We start from the raw sequence: 24,723 nt of genomic DNA on the forward strand, positions 1-24,723 counted from the left end.
TTAAGCCAATACCTTTTCGAGTGATTTCAACCAAAATTGTGGAACATCAAATCCACTCTGCTCAGTAATTTCTACAAAACACGTTGGACTAGTCACATTAATTTCAGTGACATAGCCTCCAATTAAGTCTAATCCTACCAAGAACAAACCACGGGCATTCAAAATAGGAGCTAGCCGCTCTGCCACTTTACGCTCTGCATCGGTCAAGGGCATTGCAACCCCTTTGCCGCCAGCGGCTAGATTGCCTCGGATTTCATTACCCTGTGGAATGCGGGCCAAAGCAAACGGTACTACCTCACCGCCAATTAAAAGAACGCGTTTATCGCCTTGTGCAATCTCCGGCAAGAAGCGCTGCACCATCAAAGTACGCGCACCATTCTCGCCTAGAGTCTCAACAATGCTGGCGAGATTTAAACCGCCTGGACCGACACGAAATATACCCATGCCCCCCATGCCATCTAAGGGCTTAATCACAATATCTTGATGCTCGCGATGAAATACCTCAATCGCACTGAGTTCACGTGTCACTAAAGTTGGCGGAATGAGTTCAGGAAATTCTGTAATCGAGATCTTCTCAGAATGATCGCGAATAGCCATCGGGGTATTCAATACTTTCGCACCTTGGCGAACGGCAGCGGACAACAACCAAGTGGTATTGAGATATTCAATATCAAAGGGTGGGTCAGTGCGCATCAACACGCCATGAAATGTATTTAATGGACGAGCCTCAATAGCACCCAATTCAAACCACGCAGTACTGCTTGGCTTAATAACCAGAGACTGGCAATCAGCCACTACAAAATCATCTCTCCAGAGCACATTGCGACTTTGGCAAAACCAAAGTTGATGACCATCAGCTTGCGCAACACGCATCATTGCCAAAGTGGAATCTTTATTAATCTTGAAAGATTCCAGGGGATCGGCAACAAAAAGAAGGTCCATCAAGATATCCGAATCTATGAAAGTAAATTAAGCCGCTTCGGCGTTGGGATCAGAGCGCTCTAACTCTAAAGAGGCTGCGAGTAAGGCCAAGCGTGCCACAACCCCATAGAGGTAAAAGCGATTCGGCGGAGCACTACCAGGCTTGGCACCCAAGTCTGGCATGGAGTTTTGCTCAAATGCCAGGGGTACAAAATGCATGCCTGGCGCATTGAGATTCTCATCAGGACCGCGGTCTGTATGCACGCGATAGAAGCCACCAATCACATAGCGGTCAATCATATACACCACTGGCTCAGCAACAGCCTCATTGACCTTCTCGAAGGTATACACACCTTCTTGGATCAATACATCACTCACCTCAAGACCTTCTTTGACCACACTCATCTTATTGCGGTCTTTGCGATTTAAACCCTTGAGCTGCGCAGGATCATTCACCACCATCACGCCCATGCCATATGTACCAGCATCTGCCTTTACAACGACGTAAGGTTTTTCTTTGATGCCGTATTCACGATATTTCTTGGCGGTCTTCTTTAAAACTTTCTCTACGGCTGCTTGTAATTCTTCTTCACCCTTACGCTCATGGAAGTTCACATTGGAGCAACTAGCAAAGTAAGGATTAATCATCCAAGGATCAATATCAACTACCTTCGCAAATTTCTTTGCAACCTCATCATAGGCGGCGAAGTGATTCGACTTGCGACGGACATGCCAGCCAGCGTGTAGGCCAGGCAAGAGATATTGCTCGTGCAGGTTTTCCAAAATTGGAGGAATGCCTGCGGATAAGTCATTGTTCAGCAAGATCGAGCATGGATCAAAATCTTTTAATCCTAAGCGCTGCTTCTTCAAGCCAAGGCGTGACAAGGGCTCCATTAAGAGACGATTGCCATCTGGCAAATCAATCCAGGTCGGCTTTTTAATTTCATCCGACAAAGTACCTAAACGCACATTGAGCCCTGCTTGACGCAAGATTGAGGATAAGCGCGCAATATTCTGCAAATAAAACGTATTACGGGTATGTCTCTCGGGTATTAAGAGTAGATTTTTAGCTTCAGGACAAATCTTCTCAATAGCTGCCATTGCTGCCTGAACTGCTAAAGGGAGCATCTGGGGCGAAAGATTATTAAAGCCACCCGGAAAGAGATTGGTATCCACCGGTGCCAGCTTAAAGCCTGCATTTCGGAGATCCACTGAACAGTAGAACGGCGGAGTGTGCTCCTGCCATTCAAGCCTAAACCAGCGCTCAATTGTTGGGGTTGCTTCTAATACCTTCGACTCGAGATCGAGAAGGGGGCCGCTAAGGGCGGTGATGAGATGTGGGACCATTTCACCATTGTAAGATTTTTAAAAGAAAGACGCGGAATCCAAGGATCCCGCGCTTAAAAACCGGGCAGCTAGCTAAAGCCGCCCAGTGAGGGGTAAAAACGCTAATTAAGACTCGTAAGCAGACTCACCGTGTGAAGTGATGTCCAAACCTTCGCGCTCTGCATCTTCTTTAACGCGTAGGCCAATCACCATATCAACCAATTTGTAGGCGATATAAGAAACCACGCCAGACCAAATTAAGGTAACGATGACACCTTGGCTCTGAATCCACAATTGGCTAGCGATAGAGTAATCAGGCGCTGCAGCATTAGCCACATAATCCCAAATACCTGTTCCGCCTAAAGCTGGGTCTGCGAATACACCAGTTAACAAAGCGCCTAAGATACCGCCAACGCCATGCACACCGAATACATCCAAGCTGTCGTCTGAACCCAAAATCTTCTTGAGACCAGAAACACCCCATAAGCAAACTACACCAGCAGCAGCACCGATGATCAGCGCGCCCATTGGACCAACAAAACCAGCAGCTGGAGTAATTGCAACCAAACCTGCTACACAACCAGATGCGCCACCCAACATGGAAGGCTTACCTTTGTGAACCCACTCAGCAACTGACCAGCTCAATACTGCAGCAGCGGTTGCCAACAATGTGTTTACGAATGCCAAGGCTGCACTGCCGTTTGCTTCGAGAGCAGAACCAGCATTGAAACCAAACCAACCGAACCACAAGAGTGATGCACCAATCATGACGAATACTAAGTTATGTGGCTTCATTGCTTCTTTGCCGTAACCCAAACGTTTGCCGATCACGAATGAACCTACCAAGCCTGCAATCGCAGCATTGATATGTACAACGGTACCGCCAGCAAAGTCAAGAACACCCTTCTGCCACAACCAACCAGCACGCGCTGTGATTGCTTCAAGTGATGCAGCATCTTTGATGTCATCAGGACCAGGCCAGAACCAAACCATGTGAGCGATTGGCAAGTAGCTGAAAGTGAACCAAAGGATCACAAACACAACGATTGCAGAAAACTTCGCACGCTCAGCAAATGAACCAATGATCAAGCAGCAAGTGATTGTTGCGAATGCAGCTTGGAAGGCCATAAATACATACTCAGGAATCACGATGCCTTTACTAAAAGTAGCGGCAACTGAATCTGGAGTAATGCCTTGCAAGAACAGACGATCCAAACCACCAATGAATGCGCCGCCTTCAGTAAATGCAAAGCTGTATCCATAGAGTGACCACAATACTGTGATTAAGGCGAAAACAAACATGCACTGTACAAGTACAGAAAGAATGTTCTTACTACGTGTTAAACCACCGTAGAACAATGCCAAACCAGGCAATGTCATCAAGATTACTAATGCAGTACACACCAATAACCAAGCTGTATCACCCTTGTTTGGAACTAATGCAGGTGCAGCAGCAACCGCAGCGGCAGCCGCAGCAGCAACTGGCTTAGCCTCTTCAGCAAAAGCTGATGAAGTCGCCATAACGCCAGTAGCACCAATAGCCAAAGCTACCGCACCGCTAGCAAGGAGTTTTTTCATCCAAGTTAACATTTTGAACCTCTCTTTAAAGTGCTGACGCGCCGGTTTCACCGGTGCGAATGCGAATGACGTGTTCAACTGGTGAGACAAAAATCTTGCCATCGCCAATCTTGCCAGTACGAGCTGATTTCTCAATTGCTTCAAGAGCTCGCTCCAAGATGCCATCTTCAACAGCAGCTTCAATTTTTACTTTAGGTAAAAAGTCGACCACATACTCAGCACCACGATACAACTCGGTGTGACCTTTTTGACGGCCAAAGCCTTTAACTTCAGTGACGGTGATACCCGAAACTCCCACTTCCGAGAGAGCTTCGCGCACTTCGTCAAGCTTGAAGGGCTTGATGATTGCGGTAATTAATTTCATACGTTTCTCCGTTCAGAGGAAAGAATTAGAAAGTTTTTGTCAAAGAAACTACTGCACCAGGTCGGCCAGCTGAAGTCCCGCCCTTGGTATAAGTGTTCCACCAAACCGGGTTAGCATTAGTACTAACGTATGCTGCTGATAGCGAAAGGCCACCACCAAAATCTTTAGTCGCACCTAGCTTCCAATCTGTATAGCTAATATTGTTTGGAGTTGCAGACCATCCAGTAGGGGTATTTGGCTGACCAGCAATATATTGATAACCAACGTGCCCATTCAAGCTGACACCCCAGATTCCAGTATCGTAGTTAGCAGTAAGGTCAGGATAAAAAGATCCGCTACTATTAGGCGCTCCGAAAATATTAGTTAAAGCGTAGTTGACCTTAACAAAACCAGTTACCGGGCCAAATGTAAAGTTCTGCGCGGCATAGATTTCAGTTGTATTTGGATTTACAAGTGCATTGTTGTAATTTCCGCCCGTAGTGTTGTAGTAGTACTGTAATACTCCAAAGTCAGAAGCAAAACCTTCAGCAATCAACTCTTTCTTAAAACCACCGTAGAAGTCCATCTCGATTGGCGCTTGCACACCATTGCTAGTCGCATTAGCAACCCAGTTAATCGTGCTGTTCCAGTTACCAATGTAGAGACCGCTTTCATGAGCGTAGTCGAAGCCACCTTGAATGGCTGGTTGGTAATTAGTCTGGGTAATACCACGGTAACGGTAATCATTGGTTACTGTTACGTTAGCTGTAATAGGGCTTACTTCTGGAGCCTCTGGTGCAGCCGCAGGAGCTGTTTGGGCAAATGCTGCTGTTGCGAATAAGCCAGAAGCTGCAAGAGCGATGGCTGTCTTTTGAATCGTTTTCATATATAGCTCCTAAGTGGTCATGAAAAAGGGATAAATGCTTTATTGCATGGAGTGATCATGAATCTCAGAGCATTCACGTCTTTGTCACAATTCCCCTAAATAAGGCTTATTCCCTTTATTGGTGCATGTTTATGCACCAGTTCAGTTCTTTTTGGTGCAATTTCCGTGTTTAAAGCCTTTTTTGCCTGTTTTTGGCGCTACAACTTAAAATAGCTTCTGTGTCTTTTATGCAACTCTTTATAGAACGGTGGGCAGCATTATGCAAAAACCAGGCGAAATCCTCGAACAAATTCAGCGCATTGCTAGCGATATGCAAAACAAGGTTGGAGACGCTATCCGAAATTCACCAGCGCAAGAAATTGAAAAAAATGTACGCGCCATGATGAATCAAGGTTTTCAGAAGATGGATCTCGTGACCCGCGAAGAGTTTGATTTGCAATCCAAGGTCTTGGCTAAGACGAGAGAGAAGCTTGAAGCGCTTGAGGCTAAAGTAGCTGCCCTAGAAAAATCTTAATCAGAATTTCGGTTTCGTCTAGAGATTATTCTGGGCGAAACTCATCGAAGAAGTTTGAATACGATTCTTCAGAAAAAAACTTTTTTGCATCCACTCGCGCTGGTGCGGTATGCAAAACTGAAAGTTGATAAATCCAAGCGCCGTTGCCTGGAGTGACTCTTGTGATCCAACGCACACGCATTGACTGCTCTACCGCACCGGCAGACTTGAATTCTAAAAAATAATCTTTGGTGGCAATACGCTGCCGATTTGCCGTTTGATACAGAGCATCGGCACTAACAGCGCTTTCTAAATTCACACTCGCTCTATTTAATAGGTTGCCTTGTAATTGCTCCAATAATTTTGGTGCAAGAGCGCTTTGCTCTTTGTTGAGATAAATAGTGCTGACTGAATAAATATCATCCTCAATTTTTACCGCTTCTAAGATTTGTGGAATTGCTTGATTTTGATATGGCAGACGTCGCTCAATCTTCTCCGGCTTACCAGGGAATAATGCGCTATAGCCTTCTTGTGGAGATTGCACAGAGCGCCAGTCCAGCTTGGGACTACAAGCTGTCAGCAGAAATGCAAATACTAGAAATACCCCGAGCTTTTGGAATGCGGGTTTAGACAACACCGGCACCATGCGCCTGTTGATCAGCGTGATAGCTTGAGCGTACCATAGCACCTACGGCTGCATGGGAGAAGCCCATGGCATAAGCCTCTTCTTCAAAGCGCTTAAACACATCAGGATGCACGTAGCGTTGTACTGGAAGATGGTGGCCTGAGGGAGCTAGGTACTGGCCGATCGTCAGCATATCGATCTTGTGTTCACGCATATCGCGCATGACTTCTAAAATCTCTTCATCCGTCTCGCCCAAACCGACCATTAAGCCACTCTTGGTGGGAATATGTGGAAAGTGCTCTTTAAAGTCTTTCAATAGCTTAAGAGAGTGGGCATAGTCCGCACCAGGTCGTGCTTGTTTATATAAACGTGGAACAGTTTCTAAATTGTGATTCATCACATCAGGCAAACCTTGGGGCGCATGCTCAGAAAAAATATCCAGAGCCTTATCTAAGCGTCCACGAAAATCTGGGACTAATACTTCAATGCGCGTACTAGGGGATAGGTCTCTAGACTGAGAAATGCAGTCCACATAATGCATGGCGCCACCATCACGCAAATCATCGCGATCTACACTGGTAATCACAACATAATTTAATTTTAGGGCGGCAATCGTGCGGGCTAAATTGGCAGGCTCTTTTGCATCCAGTGGATCGGGTCTGCCGTGGCCCACATCACAAAATGGGCAACGACGCGTGCATTTATCCCCCATGATCATGAAAGTGGCTGTACCTTTGCCAAAACATTCACCAATATTGGGGCAACTTGCTTCTTCGCAAACTGTGACGAGTTCGTTTTCACGGAGAATCTTTTTGATTTCCGAAAAGCGTGAATTTCCAGAGGCCGCTCTCACACGAATCCAATCCGGCTTCTTGAGCACTTGCTCTAAGGGCACGATCTTGATTGGAATACGCGCAGTCTTCTCACTCGACTTCTGCTTGCGCGAAGCATCGTAGTTGAGATCCTGCCGACCATTACTACTGTTGGCAGTGGAATCGAGATCTGGCTTATTCGTGGTCATGATGAAATCAGTTGCTTTTGCAAATGCCCTAAGAGGGTTTGACTAATAATCTCTATATTGTCCTTGATCCCGAGGGTTTGCATATCGACCGTCTTTAAGCCCTCATAGCCGCAGGGGTGGATGCGGGAAAAAGCATCCAAATCGGTCGATACATTTAAGGCCAGACCATGGTAAGAGCAGCCTTTGGAGACCTTAAGGCCTAAAGCGGCAATCTTGGCACCCTGATACTCTGCGGGAGTATGGTCGCCCTGGGTCAAATAGATGCCAGGGGCGCCAGGATGTCTTTCTGCTTGAATCCCGAAATCTGCGAGGGTATCAATCAAGGCCTGTTCAATACGAGAAACCAGCTCTTTTACAAAAATTCCCAGGCGCCTTAAATCTAGCAGGAGATAGACCACGATTTGTCCGGGGCCGTGATAAGTGATCTCACCCCCGCGATCCACCTGCACTAATGGAATTTGACTGCTAGGGGAATGTAAATTCCTCGCATCTCCTGCAAGACCTAAAGTAAATACTGGAGGATGCTCTAGGATCCAAATTTCATCTGGGGTACTACTATCCCGCTGTTGCGTGAAATCCCGCATCGCTTGATAAGTCGATTCGTAATCGGCAACTCCCAGATGTTTCACTAAAAAAGACATGAATTTGTTTAGAGAACAACACTAACCAAGGGATGCGTAGACAGGGTACGATACAACTCATCTAACTGCTCACGGCTGGTTGCAGTGATCGGCAAAGTAATGCCTAAATAATTTCCATCTTTAGAGGGGCGTTGCTCAACCTTGCTCTCATCCAATGTCGGATCGAATTGGCGGGCAATATGCAAAATTGCAGGCAGATATTCTGGATTGGCTTTACCCATCACCTTAATTGGGAATTCTGATGGGTACTCAATGAGTGATTTTCTATCTTCCGTCATATGTTTTTATCTTTCTCAATTTTCTTTTTTACTTTATTGATTGCGGTGGTCTGGCATACCTAACCAAGCGCTGGTAATGATGTTCCGAATGCAATGTAAACGCCGATGGAAAAAATGATCTGCGCCCGGCACTACTTGAACGGTTAACTCTTGTGGTCGCGCCCAATCCAATACATCAATCAAGGGAATGGTTTCATCTACTTCACCGTGAATCAAGATCGTATCGGCAGGCACTGGTGATAACTCCCACTTGCCTGCAGCGCTTCCCACCATGACAAAACGCTCTGCTGGGCGGCCCAGCTCTGCCAAGCGTTGCACTAAATGGGTGCCCACAAAACTTCCGAATGAAAAACCAGAAACTACTAAGGGCAAGGTATTTGCTGCTCGAACCCAGGCTTGCTGTGCAGTTGCTTCAAATTGATTCCAGCTTGAAGGTGTTCGCATCCAGTCAGTAACATGCAGCAAGTCCTCCATCTCACCAACACCATCATCATGGACGCCCGCAGTAGCACCCACACCCCGAAAGTTTGGCCGCACACTGACGTAACCCAATTGATTAAAGGCGCGCGCCATCGTTTGCGCAACTTTGTTATCCATCGTTCCGCCCATGAGAGGATGAGGATGCGCTATCAAAGCCAAACCTCTCACTGAGAAGTCTGGATTATTTTTTAATTCATCCGGCAGATCAATCGCCATTTCAATCTGACCTACAACACCATCAATATGAATTACTTTTGTACGGCTATTCATGAAGTGAACTTTCTGGAATCTTTTTTAATCTAACTGCAGGCGCTCTACTGGGCGTCCTTGTATTAAATGCGACTGAATAACTTCTTCAACATCTTCAACATCAACAAAGGTGTACCAAACACCCTCTGGGTAAATTACCGCAACCGGGCCATCAGCACAGCGGTCTAGGCAACCAGCCTTATTAACGCGGATCTTTCCGGGGCCAGATAAACCCAACTCTTTCACACGATTTTTTGCGTACTCAAACAATGCAAATGCATTATGGCGATCACAACAGTCTTCGCCGTTGCTGCGCTGGTTAAGGCAAAAAAATATATGTTGCTTAAAACTCATACACAATCTCAATCAATGTTTTAAATTAAAGGTTGGCTTATTTCGAATCACCCAAAATAAAGCTAATGGCAACCATACCACTGAAACCCACTGCATTAATTCATTAAAGTGTAATAGGCGCCCTTGGTGCCAGTGCCGCAAGGTGAGAATGAAGTAAGGATTGTCGGGCAACAGATTGATGGCAATAGTGGCACTGACCAAACAAACGAGTGCAAGCCAGGCTTTGCTGGTACCAGGAAAATGGAGTGCCCACCTCAGCAGCACACTTCCCAATACCATTCCCCAGATAGCCCCCGCCGTAAGCCAGAGCAAACTAAATTCAGCTCCGAATTGCAATGCCGTAAAGGCGATCTTCACTAAAACAGTAAAGCAAAGCAGGCCATTCAAGATTTTCCACTGAGGGGCTTTAGCTCGCATCCCCAGAGACAACAAGAGTCCCGTGCCAAGCCAACAGATCGCAGTAATGATGGACTCCTGGACCACATGGTTCACCACCATCGTCCCCCAGTCGACCGAGGCAAAAATAGCATGCCCCCATACCCCCGTCCCCAACCAAGAGCTTTGAGGGTAAATCTGAGCCCAAGGGAACAGCAAAAACAATGCGCATGCGGCCCAATTCAAACCAAACCACTGATCAAACCGACGACGTATCGCACTGCCAGAGAGCCACTGAGGACCCAAAGGGATCGCCAATAAGCCGCCCATCAAACCGCCCAATACATTGGCCCACCAATCCATTTGACTCGGTATTCGAGTAGGCAACCAGGTTTGTAGGGACTCCACACTGAAGGCCAATACAGCACTGAAGCCCAAAGCGATGCCCAGGGCAACAAAATTACGCCAGCGGGGGTAGCAGGCAAAGACCAGCAAAAATCCCAAAGGGATATAAGCCAAGATATTGACCGAGACATCAAAAAGCGTAATAAAGCGTGGCAAAGGGGCATCTAACCACGCCCAAGCAGTAATGCCATTCTGAAAGTTGAAATCAAAGGGATTTAAGCTCACATAGATGATTAAAAGCGCATAACTCAAGCTAATGGCTCTAGCCAAAGGCATTGCCTGGAGAGGCCAAACGAACTTACGAGGGCGCTGATCTTCGTGATGCATTCCACCATTCTAGGTCAGCCAGGTCAGATCTTTCTACAATAGGAAAATGAGCCCGAATTGCATCCTAGAACGCGTCGCTACCACCAAATCCACTAACGACGATTTACTGGTCCGTTGGCGCGCCGGGGAATTGATTGACCCCGTGGCTCGAATTGCTCATGAGCAGACTGCCGGTAAAGGTAGGGCTGGGAGAGTCTGGCTATCCAACCCTGAAGATACCCTCTGCTTCTCCCTAGCTCAACCCTTTCACAAGCGTCCGAACGAACTGAGTGGTCTCAGTCTCGTGATTGGCTTAGCGGTGATTGCCGGAATTGCTGCGGCATTGGGAATCAGTGAGGCCGCACTCCACCAACAAGGTTTACGACTGAAGTGGCCCAACGATTTACTAATAAATAATGCCAAGCTTGGTGGCATCCTCATTGAAGGTGGACAAACAAGTCCCGGTTCCCCGACCTGGATGATTATTGGCCTTGGCCTGAATTTGCATCACGCAGAGTCTATTGAGCAGAGTTTGGGGGAGCATTCACCCTTCGGTGTTGCCGCCTTGGATCAACTGATGCCCCATCAAACACCAGTTCCCGATACTGAGTTTATTTGGCTCAAACTGATTGAGTCATTCGAAAGACATTTAGCGGAGTTTGATCGACACGGCTTTAGCTACTTTAAAAATAGTTGGGCACAGTGGGATGCCTACATTGGGCAGTCCGTTTGCATTTCTGGAGCCGGAAAACAATCTGTATTCGGCACCGCCGACGGGGTTGATGAGACTGGCGCACTTCTCCTCACTCAACATGACAAAACAACTGCCATTCATGCAGGCGATGTTTCTTTGCGAGTTCAATCATGAGTCTTTATCTAGTATTTGATCTTGGCAATACCCGCCTCAAATGGGCTGCCGTTGAGTCAACGCAAAACACTGCAGATCGCAATAAAAAACTTTGGGCTTACTCTGGATCTATTAGCAATACATCTTTTCAATCAGCTGAGCTACGTGCAGAACTATCAGATTACATCTCTAAAACCATGCCCAAGCCCGATGCTATTGGCTTTTGCTGTGTAGCGGGGGATGCCGCCATTGAAAATCTCCAGTCACTTTTTCCACAATGGAAAGATCTGGATTGGAAGCAACTAAAAGGTAATAGCTCCTATGATGGGATGCGAACACTCTACCAAGACCCAAGCAAGCTCGGCGCTGACCGTTGGGCAGCCCTGATTGGAGCAAGAGCACTCTCGAACACCAACACCCTGGTGATTAATGCAGGAACTGCCACGACCATTGATTTGCTTGGTGGCAATGGGGTACATTACGGCGGCTGGATCCTGCCAGGACTTAGCCTGATGCAAGAAAGTCTTCAAAGCAATACAGCCCAACTACCATTAGCAGTTCGTACCAGCACACCTGTATCACAAGCAAGCTTTGGCATAACAACTGATGAAGCTATTACGGGCGGTTGTGATGCAGCGCAAATGGGGGCAATATTGCGCGCAGCGTATTTAGCTAAAGAAATCCATCATCCCGTTGAACGTATATGGCTTGATGGTGGCAACACCAAAATTCTGGCAAATGAAATCAAACAATTTCCAGAATTAGCAGCATTTCCCATAGAGCCTATTGAAGGGCTTGTGCTGCGCGGTCTCTGGGCTTGGCTACTACAAAATCTCTGAAGACCTAAGCTCGCCTTGATTTGCAGCACCAACTAGTTAGTGCGAATCTTGCCCAAAAGGGTTGTTGTAGAACGCTCATATAAAAATGGGATGGCGATTGCTTTACCACCCCAAGTCTTCACCAAGCGAGTCTCTTCCAAGGTATCGATTTCATAGTCTCCGCCCTTGACGTAGATATCCGGACGAATTTTAGCTATGAGATTTACTGGGGTTTGCTCAGTAAATAACACGGCCATATCTACGCTTGCAAGAGCTGCCAATAAAGCTTGGCGGTCAGCCTCGGTATTAATGGGCCTGTCATCACCCTTACCCAACATCTTCACGGAGGCATCTGAGTTGACCCCCACCACAAGACTAGCCCCTAACTCGCGAGCTTGAGCTAAATAACTGGCATGTCCGCGATGCAGAATATCAAAGACGCCATTAGTAAAGACCAGCGGCCTTGGAAGCGCAGCAATGCGGGCCTCCAAATCTGCTGGCGCACAGACTTTGGACTCAAAAGAAGGTAAAGGTAAGGAGCTCATAACGCCATATTAATGGCATTGAGACAGGTCCAACGATATTTGCCAGAATGTCTTAGACTTGGACATCCCCGCTCAAGCAAAAGGCTTTAGATGATTCGCAATATGACAAAGCACTTATTAGCACTGCTTTTGCTAGTTCCAGCAATGCAATTCGTTGCTGCAGCTCAGCCAGTGTCGCCTAGTTGTAGCCCTCTCCTATCCCACACCTTCCCAAGATTGCAGGATGAGGCGCCTCAAAATCTATGCCAATATCAAGGGAAAGTTGTTTTGGCAGTTAATACAGCCAGTTTTTGTGGCTTTACTAGTCAATATGAAGGCCTTGAGAAACTGTATGCCAAATATAAAGATCGTGGCTTAGTTGTACTGGGATTTCCATCAAATGATTTTGGACAGCAAGAACCTGGGAGCAACAAAGAGATTGCTGACTTTTGTAAAAATACCTATGACGTGAAGTTTCCCATGTTTGCCAAGAGCTCAGTCAGCGGAAGTAATCCCAACCCCTTATTTAAGATGTTGATTGCCAAAACTGGCACGACACCTAAATGGAATTTTTATAAATACCTCATTGATCGCAACGGTAATGTCATCGATGCCTTTGGCAGTATGACTAAACCAACCAGCAGCAGCCTAACCGGCGAGATAGAAAAACTTCTTGGAGAAAAAATTTAGTGGGTAAGAGAAAAGTTGCCATCGTTGGCGCCGGCATTTCTGGATTAGGGTGTGCCTATGCATTAAGACAGCACCCCGATTTAGATATCACGATATTCGAAGGTGGGAATCATATTGGCGGTCATAGTAATACTGTGGACCTTTCATTAGAAACGCCTCAAGGCAAGATTACTCATGGAGTGGATACTGGATTTTTAGTATTTAATCGTAAGACTTATCCTCGTTTGCTTCGTCTATTTGAGGAGATCAAGGTTCCGATTGCGCCATCCGAGATGTCATTTTCGGTATCGATTGATGCCAGCGGAAAAACTGGACGAACAAAAAAAATAGAATGGGCTGGTAACGATCTCAATTCTTTTTTTGGACAAAGATCTAATCTGCTCTCGCTATCATTTTGGAGAATGGCTTATGACATCTTGCGCTTTAATCGCCTAGCTACTCAATTGGCCGAAGAACAAATCACTGCCAAACTTGAATACTCTGAGCCAGATGAACGCATTAAAGACTTTCTAGATCGCAATCGATTCAGCACGAGTTTTAGAGAAAACTATTTCTTGCCGATGATTGGGGCAATCTGGTCATGCTCCGTCGAGCAGATGCTGGAATTTCCCATTCAGACTATGGTGCGCTTCTGTCACAACCACGGCCTTTTGCAAATTCAGAATCGCCCCCAATGGCTCACTGTAAAAGGCGGATCACGAGAGTATATAAAGCTGCTGGTGGCGGCCCTAGAAAAACATGGGGTTCAAGTTTTGCGTGAATCTGTTTCCCGCATCAATGCGAGTCAAACCAAAAACTCTCCAGTTGAAGTCATTACATCCTCTGGGTCGCACTGGTTTGATGAAGTCGTGATGGCTTGCCATAGCGATCAGACTTTAGAGTTGGTTCACGGTATCACACAAGACACTCGGAATATTTTGGCATCGATTCCATACCAGAAGAACCGAGCTATCCTGCATACCGATACGAACTTCTTGCCTGAAAATGAACGTTGCTGGGCGGCCTGGAACTACACAGCGAAGTCTGGAACATCACCAAGCGCACAACAGCATGTGAGCGTGAATTATTTAATCAATCGCCTCCAGCCCTTGCCTCAAGCGCTTGAGAGCACTCAGATCATTGTGAGCTTAAATCCGCTTACTGATCCGAATCCTCAGCTAGTGCACGAAGAAATTCATTACTCTCACCCCGTATTTGATATGCGTGCTATTCAGGCACAAAAAGAGATGCCTTTGATTCAGGGCAACTCCTCTATTTGGTATTGCGGTGCATGGACCGGGTTTGGCTTTCATGAGGATGGCCTACGCTCAGGTGAGTTGGTAGCAAAAGATCTTATGGAAAGCATTCCTCATCGCAGTTCATCAAACTCGACCCAAGACGTTCAATAAATGAACTTAGCAACGATTAATTTTGGGGCGGTAAAGCATCGACGTTTTCGTCCCGCGAAAAATGCGTTTGGTTATGGTGTATTTACTTTATCCATTCCAATGCGTGCACGCAAGGCAGATAAAGCCTTGTTGAGCAAGCATGGCCTAAGAGATAGTCAGTTCGGACTTTTTTCATTCTTTGATCAAGATCATGGAATGGGCAATGGGGATAGTCTCTCTTGGATAGAAAAGATTCTTGAAGAAAACCACATTAACCTGGTTGATGGTGAAATTTGGCTACAAACATTTCCACGGGTGCTCGGCTATGTCTTTAATCCCGTCAGCTTCTGGATCTGCACCCGACTTGATGGGCAAGTTCAAGCAGTATTAGCCGAAGTGAATAACACCTTTGGTGAACGGCACTGCTATCTACTGCATCATGATTCCGGTGAACCACTAAAATCTGGTGTGACCCTCGTTAGCAAGAAAGTCTTTCATGTGTCGCCTTTCTGTGATGTACGCGGGGAATATCACTTCCGCTTTTTGTTTCCCCAAGACAGCAACTCAAAAAGAAATATTGTCTGCCGTATTGAGCTCCACGAAGATGGCGCCCCACTGATTAACACCAGCATTAGTGGCTTAGCTGAACCTTTAAGCAAAAGCGCTCTCTACCTTGCTTTTCTACGCTATCCTTTGATGAGCCTGGGCGTCATTGGCCGCATTCATTGGCAAGCATTGAAATTATGGCTAAAAGGTGTACCCTTTTATTCGAAACCTAAACCACCAGAACTTGAAATTACTCGATGAATCGCCCCGGTCAATCATTGCTATCGCGCCTAATATTTTCTCTTCCAAAGAAGCGAGAATCTAAACGACAGCAACATCGTGCAAGCACAGAAGCATTATTAGGTCTTCTAGCTCAATTGCGCAGTGGGTATCTTGTGCTCACCTTGCCCAATCAGGAAATTAAAGAGTTTGGCAATCGCACCGATCCACTCCATGCAGAAATCCAAGTCTTAAACTGGTCAGTCTTTAGGCAGGTCCTTTCGCATGGTGATATTGGCTTTGCTGAGAGTTATATTCGTGGTGAATGGAATACACCTGATCTCAAAGCCGTTCTCGAGCTTGCAATTCGAAATCGCACCATCCTAGACAGAGCAATCTATGGGAGTTGGCTAGGTTCTTTGGCCTACCGCCTAAGGCACTGGTTTAGAGATAACTCAAAATCTGGTAGCCGCAAAAATATTCATGCGCATTACGACTTAGGCAATTCCTTTTACAGACTTTGGCTTGATCCCACCATGAGTTATTCCAGCGCATGGTTCTCTGAGGGTGATAAGCAATCACTTGCCGATGCGCAACGCGCCAAAATCCAGCGCATTCTTCAATCTATGAATGCCAAGGCCAGTGATGAAATCCTAGAGATAGGCTGCGGCTGGGGTGGCTTTATGGAAGAAGCCCTGAGAAATGGCAATCAAATCACTGGCCTCACTTTATCGACAGAACAAAAAGGGTTTGCAGAGTCCAGACTCCAAATGGTCTCTGCGGAAGTTGGCAATAGAAATAAATTTGAAGTTCGTCTTCAAGACTATCGGGACTGTGCGGAACAGTTTGATGGCATCGCTTCGATTGAAATGTTTGAGGCCGTTGGTGAAAACCATTGGGGTGAATATTTTCAAACGATTGCCAAACGACTCAAAGCGGGCGGCAGGGCTTGCATTCAAACTATTGTCATCGCAGAGGATCTATTTGATCGCTATCGCCATAGCACTGACTTTATTCAGCAGTATGTTTTTCCGGGGGGCATGCTTCCCTCGCCCTCTAAATTTAAGGCTGCTGCGGCAAGCGCAGGGTTGGAGGTGGAGTCAGAGTTTGCCTTTGGTGCCGACTATGCAAAAACCTTATGCCTCTGGCGTGATAGCTTTAATCACAAAATTGAAGAAATTTATCACCTTGGCTTCGATGAGGCCTTTGTTCGTCTCTGGAATTTCTATTTGATGTATTGCGCTGCTGGATTCTCAGAAAAGAATATTGATGTCGTTCAGTACACCTTAAGACATCAAAGCACCCATTCTTCTGGAGATGCGCTGACACCATGAAACAAAAAGGGGTTGAAGATTTTGCTAGTAAGCGCGTTTGGGTTATTGGGGCTTCCAGCGGGATCGGTGAAGCCTGCACCATTGCTTTAATAAAAGCGGGCGCAAAAGTAGCCCTCTCCAGTCGTCGTGCTGAGCGGCTAAATGCGCTTGCGCAAGCTGGAGATCAAGAGCAAACCTTAGTTCTTCCTTTAGATGTTACCCATCAAGAGCAACTGGCAGATGCTCACCAAAGCATCCTGGCAACCTGGGGTGGTCTGGATTTACTGCTCTTTGTCTCAGGCATCTATACCCCTTTGAGAGCGGACAACTTTGACTTTGATGTTGCGCAGAAAACGATTGATGCTAATTTACTTGGGCCTATGCGGGCGGTTGCAGTTGTCTTACCTGAAATGCTCAAGAGTCACGCCGGCCATATTGCGATTGTGGGTAGCGTAGCTGGATATAGCGGACTCCCAAAAGCCCTAGCCTACGGACCTAGCAAAGCAGGGATTATTAATTTCTGCGAGATCCTCTATTACGACTTACTGCCGCAGGGCGTGAGCGTCCACATGATCTCTCCAGGATTTGTGGCTACTGAAGCTACCGCACAAAATGATTTTGAGATGCCAGCCCTTATCACTCCCGATGAAGCTGCAAGAGAAATTCTGAAAGGTATTCAGGCTGGGGTGTTTGATATTCACTTCCCTAAGCGGTTTTCAGGATTCTTAAAGTTTCTCAGAATCCTGCCCTACCCACTGTACTTTTGGATCCTACGACGCTTCGTAAAAATCTAAAGCCAGTAAATTATTTAAATTTATCCTTACGGATTTTTTGCTCTAAATAATCCATCACTGCAATTGCCTTGGCTTTTGTGCCAGCAATGGATGGTGAAGTGACATAGCGTCCTTGCATCACAATGGTTGGTACACCATCAATACGATAGGTCTCAGCCATCTGCCTTGCAGCACGCGCCTTTGAAATCACCGCAAAAGAACGATAGGTCGCCAAGAAAGTATTGCGATCGATTCCCTGCGATGCAACCCAGTCAGCAATTTCATTCTCAGTCATGAGACGCTTATTCTCTTTGTGCATGGCGTACATGACTTTTTCATTCATCGCGTCGCCCTTACCCATTGCTTCCAAGGCATAGAACAGCTGACTATGTGGCATAAAGTCATCGCGGAAAGCTACCGGCACTCTGCGAAACACGACATCTTTAGGCTGGCGCTTTACCCATGCGCTTAACTCTGGCTCAAAGTCATAGCAATGCGGGCAGCCATACCAAAAGAACTCGATGACCTCAACCTTTCCTTTAGCCTCAACAGGCTGAACCACGGGAAGAATACGGTAGTCAAATCCTTCTTCAATTTTTGGACTTTGAGCACTTGCAATGCCTGAAATAGAAATAGCGGCACATAAGGCTGCTACAGAAAATAAAGTTCGTTTAGATAATGAAATCATGGTTTGCTAGATTTAATAACGCTCGGTTTAATTCCCATGCCATTGAGCTTATCTCGCACGGGGTTACTTTCTTCAACGCTATTGTAGGGGCCAACACGAACGCGCCATAGTGTGTTGCCTTCACTGCTAATCTCACTTAATTGTGACTGAATTCCTTGAATCGCCAAATTGGCCTTTTGCGCATCCGCATCAGCACGTTTATTAAAGGCGCCTACTTGCAAGAAATAAATTGCATCTGATTTAGCGGCGGGGACTGCGGTCACATCTACAGGCTTCTTGCCGTTAGCCAGATCGCCAATGGGATCAGCACCGGCTGCAGGTGCAGAAGATTTCCCTTGCAATGGCTTATTGAGATCAAGTGGCTCTGCAGGAGCGGCTGCCTCACCATCCGCTGGGGCAGGTGCAGATTTAATCGTCAAAGGCAAATTAGGGGCTCTTACTCCAGGACGCTCTTGAGGCGTGTTCTTGGAGAGATAAAAGGCAATCACAAAAGCAACGCCCAAGCCAACTCCGAGCCCCAAGATGAAGCCAAGAATAGTGCCGCCATATTCTGGACTTGAGGCCTTTGTTTGTTTGGTGAAGCTGGTGTGTTGATTCGTTTTTTTCATCATGTCCCCATTCTTCTTTTGTACCTCTTCAGCGCTAGCAAGCACCTACAGCTTACATCTTAGCGGGTGCAGAAACACCCAATACTTTTAAACCATTTTCAAGCACTTGGCGAGTTGCCGAGAGCAATGCAAGACGAGCTAACTTCAGCGCAGCATCATCCACTAAAACGCGATCCGCGTTATAGAAGGTGTGGAAATCACCCGCCAAATCGCGCAGGTAAAAAGCTAAGGCGTGTGGCGCTAAGTCTGCAGCCGCATCAGTCAGCATTTCTGGATATTCAGCTAAACGACGCAGCAAATGATCTGAGGCTTTACTTTGCAATAAAGAAAGGTCAGCGTCCTTGAGGTCGGCTACCTGGCCACCCCATTGAGTCAAGATGGAACAGATGCGTGCATGGGCATATTGCACATAGAACACGGGGTTCTCATCATTTTGTTGCAAGGCCAAATCAATATCAAAGACAAATTCAGTATCGGCTTTGCGTGAGATTAAGAAGAAACGCACAGCATCACGTCCACGCTGTAATGCAAACTCACGCTCATCGGCAGTCATCTCTGGAGTAACCCCACCAGACCACTCAACTAAGTCACGTACCGTCACGTAAGAGCCTGCACGCTTGGAGATTTTGACTTCCACACCATGGCGCATCACTGTCACCATCTTATGCAGCACATAGTCAGGATAGGTTTTAGGAATATCCCAGCCACGCTTCTGCGCTACGCCCTGCAAGCCAGAACGAACACGGGCAATCGTGCCATGGTGGTCACTGCCTTGCACGTTGATCACTTTTTCAAAGCCACGATTCCACTTGCTGGTGTGATACGCCACATCGGGCACAAAGTAGGTAAAGCTGCCGTCGGACTTACGCATGACACGATCTTTATCATCGCCATCATCAGTCGTCTTAAGCCAAAGCGCGCCCTCAGATTCATAGGTCTTACCGATGCTTTGCAGCTCTTCAACAATTTTTGCAACACTGCCATCGGTATACAAGGAAGATTCTAGGTAATAGCAATCAAACTTCACGCCAAAGGCTTTTAAATCAATGTCTTGCTCATTACGCAAATACGCTACGGCGAATTGACGAATAGCCTCAATCTTTTCTGCATCAGATAAGTCATCTCGATAGCCGGGCGCCACCTTATAAGCACTTGCAATCTCAGCAATGTATTCACCGTTATAGGCACTCTCTGGCCAAGCGGCATCGCCTGGCTTGAGGCCATTTAAGCGAGCCTGAACGGAAAGCGCCAAATTGGCAATCTGTACACCGGCATCGTTGTAATAAAACTCGCGGTGGACTTTGATGCCTTGGGTTGCCAATAGGTTCGCCAAAGCATCCCCTAGCGCAGCTTGGCGACCATGGCCCACATGCAAAGGGCCAGTGGGGTTAGCCGAGACAAACTCAATCATGGCGCTTGATACTGGCGCAGCTTCTGGAGCCAATTGACCAAACTGAGATCCTGCTGTCAGCACCTCTTGAACCACAGCAGTTTTAGCGGCATTACTCAGACGGAAGTTAATAAATCCGGGACCAGCGATTTCGCAAGAGGCGATCAAACCGCTATAGCCTGGCTGTTTCTCTAAACGCTCAACGAGAGCTTGCGCCAATTCTCTTGGATTGAGTTTCCAAGCTTTGGAAAGCTGGAGAGCAATATTACAGGCGACATCCCCATGATCCACGGCCTTAGGACGCTCCAAACGGGGTTGATGAGCCTCACCCAAACCACGCTCCTGAGCCAAACCCTGCAGGGCCGAGCTGAGCATTTCAATTAAACGATTTTTATTAGTTAACAACATAGATAAGTGAGTTTATCAGGTGGTAAGCTATCGAAATGATCTATCAATTTCGCTCCAAAGCGGGTCCAGACGTGATTATGTTGGCCGATCTCACCCAACGGATCTTTGATATTTTGGGTCGTCCATTGGAAGCCCGAGGGATTTTGACAGTTGAGCAATTGCCCCCCCTCATTACCGCCCTAGAAACCGCCATCCTGAGGGATCTTGAAGAGCGAGCCAAAAGCAATACAGCCGAACAAGAAAATACGGAAAAACCGAAGCTTGCCGACAGGCTGGGGCAGCGCGCTTACCCCTTCCTAGAACTCATGAAGCAGGCTAAAGCCAAAGATGAACCGGTGATGTGGGGCGTTTAAATGCTGCCCCAACCCACCCAAAATCAAATTTAGTCTATTGAGCTTGCCAGCTGGCGACGAATGTCTTCAGAGGACTCATTACGGCGCTTAGCAAGATCTTCAATCTGGTCTGCTGACAACTTACCCACATTGAAATAACGTGCATCCGGATGTGCCAGATAAAAACCGCTGACACTGGAAGCTGGATTCATCGCCATCGATTCAGTCAAGGTCATACCAATATCTTCCGAACCAATGACGCGCAATAAATCTTTTTTCACTTCATGTGCAGGGCAAGCTGGATAACCTGGCGCCGGACGGATGCCGCGATATTCCTCGTTGATCATTTGATCATTCGTCAAAATCTCATCGGTCGCATAACCCCACAGATCAGTTCGAACGCGGTGGTGCATGAGCTCTGCAAAGGCTTCCGCCAAACGATCAGCTAAAGATTGCAACATGATTGCGCTGTAATCATCATGCTTCGCATGAAACTCAGCAACTTTTTTCTCAACACCATGGCCAGTCGTCACGGCAAAGCAACCTAGGTAATCAGCCACATGCAAATCTTTTGGCGCTACATAATCTGCTAAGCAACGATTAGGACGACGCACGCCATCAACTACTGGGCGCTCAGACTGCTGACGTAAGTTATGCCAAACAAATAATGGATGCTCACGTGATTCATCGCTATACAAGACGATGTCATCACCTATTGTGTTTGCGGGATAGAAAGCTACTACAGCATCGGCTTGTAACCACTGGCCCTTAATCAACTTATCCAATAGTGCCTGGCCATCTTCAAAAACTTTGCGAGCCTCTACGCCAACGATTTCATCATCCAAGATTGCTGGGAACTTACCAGCCAAATCCCAAGTCTGGAAGAATGGCGTCCAGTCTATGTATTTAGCAATGTCACTTAAAGCGAAGTTCTTGAAAATACGACGTCCAATAAATTTGGGCTTCTCAGGCACATAGTTGGCCCAATCAATCAACTCGCGATTCTTACGTGCAGCTTCTAATGAAATTGTTGGGGATGCTTTTTTATTGGCATGTTGCTCACGAATACGCACATAGTCATCACGCAAATCTTGAATAAATTTCTTGGCACTCTCATCAGATAGCAAGCTGGATGCTACAGACACAGAGCGGGAAGCATCTGGAACGTAAACCACTGGACCGTCGTAGTGTGGAGCGATCTTCACAGCGGTGTGCACACGAGAAGTCGTAGCGCCACCAATCATCAGTGGAATTTGACGCTCACGGAAATAGTCATCACGTTGCATCTCTTGCGCAACATAAGTCATCTCCTCTAAGGATGGCGTAATCAAACCGGAGAGGCCGACGATGTCTGCTTTTTCTTCCTTGGCGCGCTTCAAAATTTCTGCGCAGGGTACCATCACACCCATATTGGCAACTTCGAAGTTATTACATTGCAAGACCACAGTCACAATATTTTTACCAATATCGTGAACGTCACCCTTCACCGTAGCCATGACGATCTTGCCCTTAGCTTTGGCTTCGCCACCAGAAGCAATGTGCAAACGCTTCTCTTCTTCAATGTAGGGAATTAAAATAGCAACGGCTTGCTTCATCACACGCGCGCTCTTGACTACTTGAGGCAAGAACATCTTGCCAGCGCCAAACAAGTCGCCAACGACATTCATACCGTCCATGAGTGGGCCTTCAATCACCTCAATTGGCCTACCGCCTGCGCCCATAATTTGAGCGCGCAACTCTTCAGTATCTTCTTCAATAAAAGTAGTGATGCCATGTACCAAAGCATAGGTTAAACGCTCACGCACGGGGGCTTCACGCCATACCAAATTCTCGACTTGCTTTGCGCCACCACCTTTAAATTGATCGGCAATATCGAGCAAGCGCTCGGTTGGAGTCTTGCCATCTTTTTCTTTAAAGCGATTGAGGACGACATCTTCAACGCGCTCACGCAATTCAGGATCTAGATCTGCATAAACGCCAAGCTGTCCTGCATTGACAATACCCATGTCCATGCCTGCCTGAATAGCGTGATACAGGAACACAGTATGAATAGCTTCACGTACGCGATCGTTACCGCGGAAAGAGAAACTTACATTCGATACGCCACCACTCACTTTTGCACCGGGTAGGTTTTCTTTAATCCAGCGAGTAGCATTAATGAAATCAACTGCATAGTTGTCATGCTCTTCAATACCAGTAGCGATAGCAAAGATATTGGGGTCAAAAATAATGTCTTCAGCAGGGAAGCCGATCTCATTAACCAGAAGCTCATAACAACGCTGACAAATTTCTGTCTTGCGTTTAAAGGTATCCGCCTGGCCAGCCTCATCAAATGCCATTACGACAGTAGCGGCACCATAACGACGAATTAAACGCGCTTGTTTTCTGAAAGGCTCTTCACCTTCTTTTAAGGAAATCGAATTCACGATCGGCTTGCCTTGAATACATTTCAGACCAGCCTCGATCACGCTCCACTTAGAGGAGTCCACCATGATGGGTACGCGTGCGATATCCGGTTCAGAAGCAATCAGATTTAAGAAGCGTGTCATTGCTGCTTCAGAATCCAACATCGCTTCATCCATATTAATATCGATGACTTGAGCGCCATTCTCAACTTGCTGTCTTGCAACCACCAAGGCTTCATCAAATTGATTATTCAAAATCATGCGCGCAAATGCTTTGGAGCCCGTCACATTCGTGCGCTCCCCAATGTTCACAAAACCGACTTCGGGTGTGACATTGAAAGGCTCCAAGCCTGAAAGCTTCATCGGCGGCATTGTCTTTTTAGTCTTACTCATGCTGACGCCTCCGCGCTCTCACGATAAAAGGCTCGTGGCTTACGCTTAGCAACTGCGTTGGCAATTGCGCGAATGTGATCTGGCGTCGTTCCACAGCAACCACCTACCAAGTTCACTAAACCATCTTTTGCACAGCCATCTACTAGGCTAGAAGTAATTTGTGGAGTCTCATCAAATCCAGTGTCACTCATTGGATTGGGTAAACCAGCATTGGGATAGCAAGATACTGCTGCATCACAAATGCGAGCTAGTTCGGCGATGTAAGGACGCATCAGCGCAGCACCTAAGGCACAGTTCAATCCAAAAGTCAGCGGCTTAATATGACGCAAGCTATTCCAAAATGCTTCAACTGTTTGACCAGACAAAATACGACCAGAAGCATCAGTCACTGTTCCTGAAATCATCACCGGCAAACGTTCGCCCGTTTCTTCAAAGAATTCATCTAGAGCAAATAGTGCAGCTTTGGCATTGAGCGTATCAAAAATAGTTTCCACTAAAAATAAATCAACGCCACCGGCAAAGAGTCCCTCAATTTGCTCACGATACGAAGCGCGTAAAGCCTCAAAAGTTACATTGCGTGCGCCAGGATCATTTACATCCGGAGAGATGCTCGCCGTCTTCGGTGTTGGTCCAATCGCGCCCGCGGCAAAACGGGGCTTATCTGGCGTGCTGTATTTTTCACAAGCAGCGCGAGCCAACTGGGCAGAGACTAAGTTCATCTCGCGCGCTAAGCCGGCCATTTTGTAATCTTCTTGGGCTACCGAGGTGGCACCAAAAGTATTAGTCTCAATAATGTCAGCGCCAGCATCAAGGTACTGTTCATGAATCTTGCTAATGATCTCGGGCTGAGTCAAAACCAGTAATTCGTTGTTCCCCTTGATATCACTCGGGTGGTCTGCAAAACGCGTGTTACTAGGCAAGCCACGATAATCGGCTTCATTCAGCTTATATTGCTGAATCATGGTGCCCATGGCGCCATCCAAAATCAGAATGCGCTGCTTTAGTAGCTCGGGAAGTGCCTGACCGCGGGTGTAAGGCTGGGATAAACCATTAAATTGCATTGCTTAACCGGGAATATTCTCTAGAATCTCTTATTGTATTGGTATTAAGCCACTTTTATC

27 protein-coding genes are annotated in these 24,723 nt (G+C 46.8%); 9 read left to right on the top strand and 18 right to left on the bottom strand.

Annotated elements, in window-relative coordinates:
• From gshB to ICN12_RS00750, 5 genes are all read right to left on the bottom strand, one after another.
• Positions 1-942 carry a glutathione synthase gene (gene gshB, locus ICN12_RS00730; protein WP_216270231.1) on the bottom strand — a complete coding sequence of 314 codons (942 nt, stop codon included), beginning with the start codon at positions 940-942 and terminating at the stop codon, positions 1-3.
• A gap of 27 nt (positions 943-969) precedes the next feature.
• Entirely contained in the window at positions 970-2,268 is a 1,299-nt protein-coding gene (gshA, locus tag ICN12_RS00735) for a glutamate--cysteine ligase (RefSeq protein ID WP_215334022.1), read from the bottom strand.
• A gap of 105 nt (positions 2,269-2,373) precedes the next feature.
• Entirely contained in the window at positions 2,374-3,837 is a 1,464-nt protein-coding gene (locus tag ICN12_RS00740) for an ammonium transporter (protein WP_216270092.1), read from the bottom strand.
• A gap of 13 nt (positions 3,838-3,850) precedes the next feature.
• Positions 3,851-4,189, bottom strand: coding sequence for a P-II family nitrogen regulator (locus tag ICN12_RS00745; protein WP_216270093.1), 339 nt, complete (start codon positions 4,187-4,189; stop codon positions 3,851-3,853).
• Between the two features lie 25 nt (positions 4,190-4,214).
• On the bottom strand, positions 4,215-5,054 hold the full coding sequence (locus ICN12_RS00750; protein ID WP_216270094.1) for a TorF family putative porin: 840 nt from the start codon (positions 5,052-5,054) through the stop codon (positions 4,215-4,217).
• Positions 5,055-5,313: 259 nt separating this feature from the next.
• Here ICN12_RS00750 and ICN12_RS00755 point away from each other — a divergent pair, with 259 nt between their 5' ends.
• A complete protein-coding gene (locus tag ICN12_RS00755) occupies positions 5,314-5,568 on the top strand; it encodes an accessory factor UbiK family protein (protein ID WP_015422110.1) in 255 nt (84 codons plus the stop codon).
• 25 nt (positions 5,569-5,593) lie between these two features.
• On the opposite strand, the gene ICN12_RS00760 is transcribed toward ICN12_RS00755, so the two are convergent.
• Genes ICN12_RS00760 through ICN12_RS00790 form a run of 7 tightly spaced genes read right to left on the bottom strand, consistent with a single transcriptional unit; the run spans position 5,594 to position 10,302 of the window.
• Entirely contained in the window at positions 5,594-6,181 is a 588-nt protein-coding gene (locus tag ICN12_RS00760; protein ID WP_255537626.1) for a hypothetical protein, read from the bottom strand.
• Positions 6,174-7,193 carry a lipoyl synthase gene (lipA, locus tag ICN12_RS00765; RefSeq protein ID WP_216270096.1) on the bottom strand — a complete coding sequence of 340 codons (1,020 nt, stop codon included), beginning with the start codon at positions 7,191-7,193 and terminating at the stop codon, positions 6,174-6,176. The genes ICN12_RS00760 and lipA overlap by 8 nt, the downstream gene beginning before the upstream one ends.
• On the bottom strand, positions 7,190-7,834 hold the full coding sequence (gene lipB, locus ICN12_RS00770; RefSeq protein WP_216270098.1) for a lipoyl(octanoyl) transferase LipB: 645 nt from the start codon (positions 7,832-7,834) through the stop codon (positions 7,190-7,192). The genes lipA and lipB overlap by 4 nt, the downstream gene beginning before the upstream one ends.
• A gap of 8 nt (positions 7,835-7,842) precedes the next feature.
• Entirely contained in the window at positions 7,843-8,112 is a 270-nt protein-coding gene (locus tag ICN12_RS00775) for a YbeD family protein (protein WP_216270099.1), read from the bottom strand.
• A 33-nt stretch (positions 8,113-8,145) separates the two neighbouring features.
• Complete coding sequence (locus tag ICN12_RS00780) at positions 8,146-8,862, bottom strand: alpha/beta hydrolase (protein ID WP_216270100.1); 717 nt, start codon at positions 8,860-8,862, stop codon at positions 8,146-8,148.
• Between the two features lie 24 nt (positions 8,863-8,886).
• A complete protein-coding gene (locus ICN12_RS00785; RefSeq protein WP_216270102.1) occupies positions 8,887-9,195 on the bottom strand; it encodes a (2Fe-2S) ferredoxin domain-containing protein in 309 nt (102 codons plus the stop codon).
• Positions 9,196-9,207: 12 nt separating this feature from the next.
• Positions 9,208-10,302, bottom strand: coding sequence for a VanZ family protein (locus ICN12_RS00790; protein ID WP_216270105.1), 1,095 nt, complete (start codon positions 10,300-10,302; stop codon positions 9,208-9,210).
• Between the two features lie 46 nt (positions 10,303-10,348).
• Between ICN12_RS00790 and ICN12_RS00795 the strand changes: the two genes are divergently transcribed.
• Positions 10,349-11,149, top strand: coding sequence for a biotin--[acetyl-CoA-carboxylase] ligase (locus ICN12_RS00795; RefSeq protein ID WP_216270107.1), 801 nt, complete (start codon positions 10,349-10,351; stop codon positions 11,147-11,149).
• Entirely contained in the window at positions 11,146-11,967 is an 822-nt protein-coding gene (locus ICN12_RS00800) for a type III pantothenate kinase (protein WP_216270108.1), read from the top strand. The genes ICN12_RS00795 and ICN12_RS00800 overlap by 4 nt, the downstream gene beginning before the upstream one ends.
• A 32-nt stretch (positions 11,968-11,999) precedes the next feature.
• Here ICN12_RS00800 and rfaE2 read toward each other — a convergent pair whose 3' ends face one another.
• Positions 12,000-12,491 carry a D-glycero-beta-D-manno-heptose 1-phosphate adenylyltransferase gene (rfaE2, locus tag ICN12_RS00805; RefSeq protein WP_216270109.1) on the bottom strand — a complete coding sequence of 164 codons (492 nt, stop codon included), beginning with the start codon at positions 12,489-12,491 and terminating at the stop codon, positions 12,000-12,002.
• 102 nt (positions 12,492-12,593) lie between these two features.
• Between rfaE2 and ICN12_RS00810 the strand changes: the two genes are divergently transcribed.
• The 5 genes from ICN12_RS00810 to ICN12_RS00830 are packed head-to-tail and all read left to right on the top strand — an operon-like array spanning position 12,594 to position 17,399.
• The gene (locus tag ICN12_RS00810; RefSeq protein ID WP_370624909.1) at positions 12,594-13,160 is read left to right on the top strand and encodes a glutathione peroxidase; all 567 of its coding nucleotides are present in this window, start codon (positions 12,594-12,596) and stop codon (positions 13,158-13,160) included.
• The gene (locus ICN12_RS00815; RefSeq protein ID WP_216270110.1) at positions 13,160-14,548 is read left to right on the top strand and encodes an NAD(P)/FAD-dependent oxidoreductase; all 1,389 of its coding nucleotides are present in this window, start codon (positions 13,160-13,162) and stop codon (positions 14,546-14,548) included. Before ICN12_RS00810 ends, ICN12_RS00815 begins: the two co-directional genes overlap by 1 nt.
• Positions 14,549-15,334: a DUF1365 domain-containing protein gene (locus tag ICN12_RS00820; RefSeq protein WP_216270112.1), complete on the top strand. Its 786-nt coding sequence runs from the start codon at positions 14,549-14,551 to the stop codon at positions 15,332-15,334. It begins immediately after the preceding gene.
• Positions 15,331-16,626, top strand: a complete 1,296-nt coding sequence (locus ICN12_RS00825; protein ID WP_216270113.1) for an SAM-dependent methyltransferase — start codon at positions 15,331-15,333, stop codon at positions 16,624-16,626. Before ICN12_RS00820 ends, ICN12_RS00825 begins: the two co-directional genes overlap by 4 nt.
• Positions 16,623-17,399 carry an SDR family NAD(P)-dependent oxidoreductase gene (locus tag ICN12_RS00830; protein ID WP_216270114.1) on the top strand — a complete coding sequence of 259 codons (777 nt, stop codon included), beginning with the start codon at positions 16,623-16,625 and terminating at the stop codon, positions 17,397-17,399. Before ICN12_RS00825 ends, ICN12_RS00830 begins: the two co-directional genes overlap by 4 nt.
• A 10-nt stretch (positions 17,400-17,409) precedes the next feature.
• Here ICN12_RS00830 and ICN12_RS00835 read toward each other — a convergent pair whose 3' ends face one another.
• From ICN12_RS00835 to argS, 3 genes are read right to left on the bottom strand one after another with little or no spacing between them, the layout of a single operon-like run.
• Positions 17,410-18,066 (bottom strand): thiol:disulfide interchange protein DsbA/DsbL, encoded by a 657-nt coding sequence (locus ICN12_RS00835; protein WP_216270116.1) that lies wholly within the window; start codon positions 18,064-18,066, stop codon positions 17,410-17,412.
• A complete protein-coding gene (locus tag ICN12_RS00840; RefSeq protein ID WP_216270118.1) occupies positions 18,063-18,677 on the bottom strand; it encodes an SPOR domain-containing protein in 615 nt (204 codons plus the stop codon). The genes ICN12_RS00835 and ICN12_RS00840 overlap by 4 nt, the downstream gene beginning before the upstream one ends.
• A 49-nt stretch (positions 18,678-18,726) precedes the next feature.
• Entirely contained in the window at positions 18,727-20,472 is a 1,746-nt protein-coding gene (gene argS, locus ICN12_RS00845; protein ID WP_216270120.1) for an arginine--tRNA ligase, read from the bottom strand.
• 35 nt (positions 20,473-20,507) lie between these two features.
• On the opposite strand from argS, the gene ICN12_RS00850 reads away from it, so the two are divergent.
• Entirely contained in the window at positions 20,508-20,825 is a 318-nt protein-coding gene (locus tag ICN12_RS00850; RefSeq protein WP_216270122.1) for a DUF1840 domain-containing protein, read from the top strand.
• 29 nt (positions 20,826-20,854) lie between these two features.
• Here the strand turns inward: ICN12_RS00850 and metH are convergent, their stop codons facing one another.
• Together metH and ICN12_RS00860 are read right to left on the bottom strand one after the other, a co-directional pair.
• Positions 20,855-23,602, bottom strand: a complete 2,748-nt coding sequence (metH, locus tag ICN12_RS00855; protein WP_216270124.1) for a methionine synthase — start codon at positions 23,600-23,602, stop codon at positions 20,855-20,857.
• Positions 23,599-24,663 carry a homocysteine S-methyltransferase family protein gene (locus tag ICN12_RS00860; protein ID WP_216270126.1) on the bottom strand — a complete coding sequence of 355 codons (1,065 nt, stop codon included), beginning with the start codon at positions 24,661-24,663 and terminating at the stop codon, positions 23,599-23,601. Before ICN12_RS00860 ends, metH begins: the two co-directional genes overlap by 4 nt.
• Between the last annotated feature and the right edge of the window lie 60 nt (positions 24,664-24,723).

The sequence above is a fragment of the Polynucleobacter sp. AM-25C3 genome, assembly GCF_018882335.1.
Classification (GTDB): domain Bacteria; phylum Pseudomonadota; class Gammaproteobacteria; order Burkholderiales; family Burkholderiaceae; genus Polynucleobacter.